We start from the raw sequence: 6,911 nt of genomic DNA on the forward strand, positions 1-6,911 counted from the left end.
GTGTTTCAGCAACGTTTCGGACACCTCACAGATTCCGTTTCGGCACTGCAATTTCAGGCCATGCGATACTTAGGGTTGCCTAACTAAGCGATCAAGGAATCCCCATGCGTCTCCACCTGGCCGTCGCCGCCATGCTCCCCGTACTCGCCCTCGCCGCCTGCGGCACCTCCACTTCCTCCCAGGAGGCGGGCCCCACCAGGACCGTCAAGCACGCCATGGGAGAGACGAAGGTGCCGATGACCCCGCAGCGGGTCGTGGTGCTCGACACCGACAAGCTCGACACGATGGTCTCGCTCGGCCTCGCGCCCGCCGGCGCGGCGCAGGCCCAGGAGAACCAGGCCTGGCCGAAATACCTCGGCTCCGCCCTGTCGGCCACCAAGGCGGTCGGCACCCTGCAGGCCCCGAACATCGAGGCCATCATCGCCCTCAAGCCGGACCTCATCCTCGGCTCCAAGTTCCGGCAGGCCGCCTTCTACGACAAGCTCAGCAAGATCGCGCCGACCGTGTTCACCGAGAAGGTCGGCGTCACCTGGAAGGAGAACTTCCTGCTCGACGCCGAGGCGCTGGGCAAGAAGGACCAGGCCACGCAGCTGCTGTCCGCCTACGAGACGCGGGCCAAGGAGGTCGGCGCCAAGTTCTCGAAGCTGGAGGTGAGCATCATGCGGTTCATGCCGACCGAGATCCGCATGTACGGCCCCGAGTCGTTCAGCGGCATCGTGGTGGGCGACGCGGGCATCCCCAGGCCCGAGGTCCAGCAGCTCGCCGACCAGGAGGACAAGCGCTTCGGCAAGCTGAGCCAGGAGAACATCGCCAAGGCCGACGCCGACGCCGTGTTCTACAGCGCGTACGGGGAAGCCGCCGCGAAGTCGCAGGCCGAGGTGACCGGCGGGCCGCTGTGGAAGAACCTCGAGGCGGTCAAGTCGGGCAACGCCCACAACGTGGACGACGAGATCTGGATGCTCGGCATCGGCGTCACGGCCGCCGGCAAGATCCTCGACGACCTGGACAAGTACCTGACGCCGCTCGCCTGAACCACCGGACGCGGATCACTCCCCGGCCGAGGCCACGCGCGGATCAGCCGGGGGCGCCGAGGCGTACCCGATCGCCCTTCCTGACCCGGCCGGGCCGCACCACGCGGGCGTACACCCCCGCGCACGCCTGCGGCCCCATGTCGAACACCGGCACCCGGTTGTGCCTGGCCACCGTGCGCAGCGCCTCGACGTCACGGCCCAGCGGCCCGTGCGCCAGCGTCGGCACGGCGCAGCGCGGGCTCGGCACGATGACCTCCAGCACCACGTCGTCGCCGACGTGCAGCTCCCGGCCCACCCAGGCGTTCTCGGGGAAGCCCTCCGCGTCCGTCCCGACGACCAGGTTGGGCCGGTAGCGGAGGGCCTCGACGTGCCCGCGCGGGCTGAGGGCACCGATCCGCTCGATCGCGGAGGTGGAGATCAGGTGGACGGGCGCGAAGTCGAAGAACGTACCGCCGGGCGACGCGGCCCCGAGTGTGCCGACGGTGTGCGGCACCTCCGCCTCGATCCCCTCGGCCAGCACCCGCTCGGGAACGGAGCGCTCGAATTCGGCGCCCTCCGGCGGCACGTCGATCAGCCGCACCTCGCGCCCGAGCAGCCTGGACAGCTCCTCGTCCCCCGGGACGCGCCCACCCTCGATCGTCAGCAGGTCGCGCCAGAGCCGCGGGTTCTTCGCGCTGGCGATCTTCCCGGTCGCGACGTCGAGCACCGCCCGCACGCGGTCCCCGGCCAGCCCGCGCTCGGTCACCTCGCTCTCCGCGACCTCCTCACCCAGCATCGACTTGACCGGATAGCGACGCAGCTCTTCGACATGCATGGAACGCAGCCTACGGCTGCGCCCAGAAGCGCCGCAGGTGCGGCACCAGCTCGCTCGCCCGCTCGTCGGGGAAGAACAGCCTCCCGCCCTCGATCTCGACGATCTCCCTGACGCCGGGGATCGTGTCACGCAGCCAGCGGGCCCAGCTCACGTCGAAGAACACGTCTCCCGTGCCCCACACCACCAGTGTCGGCACGGTCAGCACGGTGAGCTGCGGCTCGATGGCGATCATGTCCTTGGCGTCGATGGAGGTCAGCAGGCGTTCGAAGGCCCTCCCGCCGTCCGGCTTGGCGAAGATCGGCCGCAGGTACGCGTCCACCAGCCCGGCCGGGTCGTCGATCTTGTCGTAGCCGTCGCCGTAGGCGGTGCCGGCCAGCAACTCCGGCTGGTCGAGCACGGCGGCGGTGAGCGGGGCCAGCTCGCCCCTGGCCGCCAGGTCGGCAGTGGGCTTGAACGCCTCGGGCGGGGTGTTGGTGTGCACGTCGCAGTTGGTGAGGGTGAGCGTACGGAGCCGCTCGCGGTGCCGTACGGCGAAGACCTGCGCCACCGCGCCGCCGGTGTCGTTGGCGACGAGATCCACCTCGGTGAGGCCGAGCCCGTCGCACAGCTCCTCCACGGCCTCGGCCAGCGCGGGGATCGACAGGTCGTCGCGCGACGCGCTGCCGCCGTGCAACGGCAGGTCGATGGCGACGCAGCGGCGCTCGTCACGGAGCTCGGCGATGACGTTGCGCCACAGGTGCGAGCTGGTGCCGACGCCGTGCACGAACAGCGCCACCGGCCCCTGCCCCACGTCCACGTAGTCGATGCCGTTCATGGAACCTCCCGGATTACAAACCGACTGTCGGTCTACGAAATTACCGACTGACGGTCGGTTTGTCTATGGTGGATCCATGAACCTCAAGGCAGAACGCGGCGCGGCGACCCGCGACAGGGTCCTGGCGATCGCCACGCGGCTGTTCGCCGAACGGGGCTACGAGGACACCTCGATCGAGACGGTCCTGCAGGAGACGGGGCTGAGCAGGGGGGCGCTCTACCACCACTACGCGGGCAAGGAGGCCCTGTTCGAGGCCGTCCTGGAGGCGACGGAGTCGGCCGTGGGGGCCAAGATCGTGGAGGCGGTGCGCGGCATCCGCGACCCCGAGGCGTCACTGAAGGCCGGGGTGCTGGCCTGGATCAAGCTCGCCGGAGACCCGGTCATCAAACGGATCGTCCTCATCGACGCGCCCGCGGTGCTGGGGTGGGAGCGGTGGCGGGCCATGGAGGAGCGCTATTCGTTCGGCATGCTGAAATCGGCCTTGAGGGCCACGGGGGCGGTGCCGGCCGAGTTCCTGGATCTGCACGCGCACATGCTGCTCGCCGCCATCAACGAGAGCGTCCTGCTGGTGGCCAGGGGCGGCGACCGCACCGCCGCCGAGGCAGCCGTCGACGAGTTCCTCCGCCGCCTCCTCCGCCACGACTGACCCGGCCCGACCGGCCCACGCTGTGAAAGGGCATCCCCGCCGTCGCCGCGCGCGCGAAGGCGGGGAGGGTCAGGCGGCTGCCGTGGCCATCTTGCGCAGGCGGGCCAGGGCATCCCGCTCGATGCGGCGGGCGCGGTCGCGGCCGATTCCGTACCGTTCGCCGACCTCCGTCAGCGTGTGCTCGCGCCCGTCCACCAGCCCGTACCGCCACCGCAGCATCTCGCTGGTGGAGCCCTCGAGCCCGGTCAGCCACTGGTCCAGCCGCTCGCGCTCCAGGATGTCGATGGCCTGCTGCTCCGGGTCGGCCCACGTCTCGTCGGCGATCATGTCGCCGAGCTCGGTCTCGTCCTCGTCACCGACCCCCAGCTGGAGCGAGACGGGGTCGGAGGCCCACCGCCGCAGCTCCCGGACCCGCTCGATCGGCAGCTCGAGGATCTCGGCGAGATCGCCGTCGGTCGGCTCGGCGTCGAACTCGGCCAGCATGTCCCGGCGTACCCGCATCAGCCGGGTCATCTGCTCCCCGGCGTGCGTCGGCAGCCGCACGGGCCGCGCCTGCTCGTGGATGGCCCGACCGACCGACTGCCTGATCCACCACGTCGCATATGTGGAGAACTTGTATCCCCGCTGGTAGTCGAACTTCTCCACCGCACGAACAAGGCCCAGGTTCCCCTCCTGGACCAAGTCGATGAGCGGCATCCCCCGGCCCGAATATTTCCTGGCCACCGCCACCACCAGGCGCAGGTTGGCCTGGATGAACTCGTCCTTGGCCCGCTGACCCGAGATGGCCAGGCGCTCCAGCTCCTCGTCCGCCACGTCCCCGATCCGCGGCTCCGAGCCCCCGCTGTCGAGCAACTGCTCTGCGAAGAGACCCGCCTCGATCCGCTTGGCGAGCTCCACCTCTTCTGCCGCCGTAAGCAGTGGGACCCGGCCGATCTCGGCCAGATATGTCCCCAGCAGATCGCGATCCGCGACGTGCTGTTCCTGCGTGCGACTCCCCGTAGGCCTTGCCATCCCCAGGCACCTCGTTCCGCAGCTGCGTTCTATATCCGGCCAACGTCCGGCCAGATGCAAAGATTCCCTAAAGCACTACGACCGAGGGATGGTTCTGGATGTCCTCCTCAAGGAGGAGTCCGGTCTGAAACACCTGGTGAACGAGGGGTACGCCGGGCCGGTAGGCCAGATGGACGTAGGACGGGGCGTCGAGCACGACCAGGTCCGCGCGGGCTCCGCGCCGCAGCCACCCTACGTCCGTACGCCGCAGCGCGCGTGCCCCGCCGTACGTCGCCGCCCTGATCGCCTCCAGCGGCGTCATCCCCATCTCGCGCACGGCCAGCGCCACGCAGAACGCCATCGATGACGTGTACGACGACCCCGGGTTGCAGTCGGTGGCCAGCGCCACGGTGACCCCGGCGTCGATCAGCCGCCTGGCGTCCGGGTACGGCGACCGCGTCGAGAACTCCGCCCCAGGCAGCAGCGTCGCCACCGTGTCCGAGGACGCCAGCGCCTCCACGTCGGCCGGTGTGAGATGGGTGCAGTGGTCGGCCGAGGCCGCGCCCAGCTCGCAGGCGATCCGCACGCCCGGCCCCTCGCCGAGCTGGTTGGCGTGCACCCGGGCCCCCAGTCCCGCCTTCAGCCCGGCGCCGAGGATCTCCCGCGTCTGGTCCCCGTCGAACGCCCCGCGCTCGCAGAACACGTCCACCCACTTCGCGTACGGCGCACACGCCTCCAGCATCTCCCCGGCCACGAGCCGCACGTACGAGTCGGCGTCCATGTCCGCGGGCACCACGTGCGCGCCCAGGAAGGTGGTCTCGTCGGTCAGCCCGGTGGCGATCTCCAGCGAGCGCCGCTCGTCCTCGACGGACAGCCCGTACCCGCTCTTGATCTCCACGGTGGTCGTGCCCTGCGCGAGCATCTCGTTCACCAGGCCGAGCGCGCGGGTGGCCAGCTCGGCGTCGCCGGCCTGCCGGGTGGCGGCGACCGTGGTCCTGATGCCGCCCCCGGTGTAGGGCCGGCCGGACATGCGGGCCTGGAACTCGGCGGTCCGGTCACCGGCGAAGATCAGATGGGCGTGGCTGTCGACGTATCCCGGGATGACGGCCCGGCCCTCCACGTCCACCCGCTCGTCGGCGTCGGGGGCCTGTGCGGCGGGCCCGGCCCAGGCGACCAGACCGTCCTCCAGGACCAGCGCGGCGCCGGGGATCTCCTCGCGCTCGGGGTCGCCGGTGTAGAGCAGCCCGATCCCGTCGATCAGGGTCGTGGTCATCGCAGGGCTCCGATCGCCTCGGCCAGCAGGGATCCGACGTCGCCGAGCCGGTGCCGCCCGTCCGCGACCACGCGGCGCCCGCCGGACACCACGGAGTGCACGTCCGCCGCCGTGGCCGCGAACACCACGGCCTCCAGCCCATTCGCGCCCGCCGTCCGCACGGAGTCGAGCCGTACGGACACCAGGTCGGCCCGCGCGCCGGGCACCAGCACGCCCGCGTCCGCGAAGCCGAGCGAGTCGTGGCCGGTGCAGGTGGCGGCGGCGAGCAGGTCCGCGGCGCGCCAGTGGCCGCGTTTCTCGCTGGCCAGCCGCTCGTCCAGCTCGACCGCCCGTGCCTCCTCGAACAGGTCGATCACGGCGTGGCTGTCGGAGCCGAGCGTGATCGGCGCGCCCCGGTCGGCGAGGGTCCTGGCCGGGCCGATGCCGTCGGCGAGGTCGCGTTCGGTGGTGGGGCACATGCAGATGTGCGTGCCCGAGTGCGCGAGCAGCTCGACGTCCACCTCGGTCAGGTGGGTGGCGTGCACGGCGGTGGAGCGCGGCCCCAGCGCCCCGTGTTCGTGCAGGACCTCGACCGGCGTGGCGGCGTACATCTCGACGCAGGCCGCGTTCTCGGCCCGCTGCTCGGAGACGTGGACGTGCAGGGGGGCCGCGTGCTGATGGGAGAACTCGGCGACGACCCGCATGTGCTCGGGCGGCACCGCGCGTACCGAGTGGATGGCCGCGCCGATCTCCACGTCGGCCTGGCCCTCGTAGGCGGCGGCGAGGTCGCCGGCCCTGGCCGCCCAGCGCTCGGCGGTCCCGTCGCCGAAGCGCAGCTGCGGGCCGGACAGCGGCTCGCCGAGCCCGCCGGACAGGTAGCAGGCGTCGAGCAGCGCGATGCGCAGCCCGGCGTCGCGGGCGGCCTGGACGAGGACGTGGCCCATGGTGTTCGGGTCGTCGTACGGGCTGCCGTCCGGGGCGTGGTGCAGGTAGTGGAACTCGCCCACGCAGGTCACCCCGGCCAGCGCCATCTCGGCGTAGACGGCCCTCGCCAGCCGCAGGTAACTGTCGGGATCGAGCCGGGCGGCCACTTCGTACATCCGGGTGCGCCAGGTCCAGAAGTCGCCCTTGCCCTGCTGGGCGGCGCCTCTGAGGGCGCGATGGAAGGCGTGGGAGTGGGCGTTGGCCAGGCCGGGGATGGTGAGCCCGGCCAGCCGATCGGCCGCGCCGGGCGGCGGGCCCTGGCCGATCCTGGCGATCCTGTCGCCCTCGACCACGATGAGCACGTCGTCCGCCACGCCGTCGGGCAACCAGGCCTGCTCGCACCAATACACGCGGGGGGCTTCGCCCCCCGCGTGTATTGG

The 6,911-nt window shown here is 71.3% G+C and carries 7 protein-coding genes; 2 read left to right on the top strand and 5 right to left on the bottom strand.

Translation table 11 applies throughout. The features are described 5' to 3' along the window. The first annotated feature begins 104 nt into the window (after nt 1-104). On the top strand, nt 105-1,031 hold the full coding sequence (locus EJK15_RS23105; RefSeq protein WP_138712539.1) for an ABC transporter substrate-binding protein: 927 nt from the start codon (nt 105-107) through the stop codon (nt 1,029-1,031). 43 nt (nt 1,032-1,074) lie between these two features. Here the strand turns inward: EJK15_RS23105 and EJK15_RS23110 are convergent, their stop codons facing one another. Together EJK15_RS23110 and EJK15_RS23115 are read right to left on the bottom strand one after the other, a co-directional pair. Beyond that, the gene (locus EJK15_RS23110) at nt 1,075-1,845 is read right to left on the bottom strand and encodes an MOSC domain-containing protein (protein WP_171074483.1); all 771 of its coding nucleotides are present in this window, start codon (nt 1,843-1,845) and stop codon (nt 1,075-1,077) included. A 10-nt stretch (nt 1,846-1,855) separates the two neighbouring features. Next, nucleotides 1,856-2,659, bottom strand: a complete 804-nt coding sequence (locus tag EJK15_RS23115; RefSeq protein WP_138712540.1) for an alpha/beta fold hydrolase — start codon at nt 2,657-2,659, stop codon at nt 1,856-1,858. Nucleotides 2,660-2,735: 76 nt separating this feature from the next. Here EJK15_RS23115 and EJK15_RS23120 point away from each other — a divergent pair, with 76 nt between their 5' ends. Beyond that, nucleotides 2,736-3,305, top strand: coding sequence for a TetR/AcrR family transcriptional regulator (locus EJK15_RS23120; RefSeq protein WP_138712541.1), 570 nt, complete (start codon nt 2,736-2,738; stop codon nt 3,303-3,305). 69 nt (nt 3,306-3,374) lie between these two features. Here EJK15_RS23120 and EJK15_RS23125 read toward each other — a convergent pair whose 3' ends face one another. From EJK15_RS23125 to EJK15_RS23135, 3 genes are all read right to left on the bottom strand, one after another. Beyond that, entirely contained in the window at nt 3,375-4,316 is a 942-nt protein-coding gene (locus tag EJK15_RS23125; protein WP_138712542.1) for a sigma-70 family RNA polymerase sigma factor, read from the bottom strand. A 67-nt stretch (nt 4,317-4,383) separates the two neighbouring features. Continuing rightward, nucleotides 4,384-5,568 carry an imidazolonepropionase gene (hutI, locus tag EJK15_RS23130; protein WP_138712543.1) on the bottom strand — a complete coding sequence of 395 codons (1,185 nt, stop codon included), beginning with the start codon at nt 5,566-5,568 and terminating at the stop codon, nt 4,384-4,386. Next, complete coding sequence (locus EJK15_RS23135) at nt 5,565-6,908, bottom strand: formimidoylglutamate deiminase (protein ID WP_138712556.1); 1,344 nt, start codon at nt 6,906-6,908, stop codon at nt 5,565-5,567. Before EJK15_RS23135 ends, hutI begins: the two co-directional genes overlap by 4 nt. Nucleotides 6,909-6,911: the final 3 nt, after the last annotated feature.

Source organism: Nonomuraea basaltis, assembly GCF_005893125.1.
Lineage (GTDB): Bacteria > Actinomycetota > Actinomycetes > Streptosporangiales > Streptosporangiaceae > Nonomuraea > Nonomuraea basaltis.

Excerpts from the sequence above, each read along its gene's own strand:
- EJK15_RS23120 (WP_138712541.1), top strand. The coding sequence starts at position 2,736 with ATGAACCTCAAGGCAGAACGCGGCGCGGCGACCCGCGACAGGGTCCTG.
- EJK15_RS23115 (WP_138712540.1), bottom strand. The coding sequence starts at position 2,659 with ATGAACGGCATCGACTACGTGGACGTGGGGCAGGGGCCGGTGGCGCTG.
- EJK15_RS23125 (WP_138712542.1), bottom strand. The coding sequence starts at position 4,316 with ATGGCAAGGCCTACGGGGAGTCGCACGCAGGAACAGCACGTCGCGGAT.
- EJK15_RS23105 (WP_138712539.1), top strand. The coding sequence starts at position 105 with ATGCGTCTCCACCTGGCCGTCGCCGCCATGCTCCCCGTACTCGCCCTC.
- hutI (WP_138712543.1), bottom strand. The coding sequence starts at position 5,568 with ATGACCACGACCCTGATCGACGGGATCGGGCTGCTCTACACCGGCGAC.
- EJK15_RS23110 (WP_171074483.1), bottom strand. The coding sequence starts at position 1,845 with ATGCATGTCGAAGAGCTGCGTCGCTATCCGGTCAAGTCGATGCTGGGT.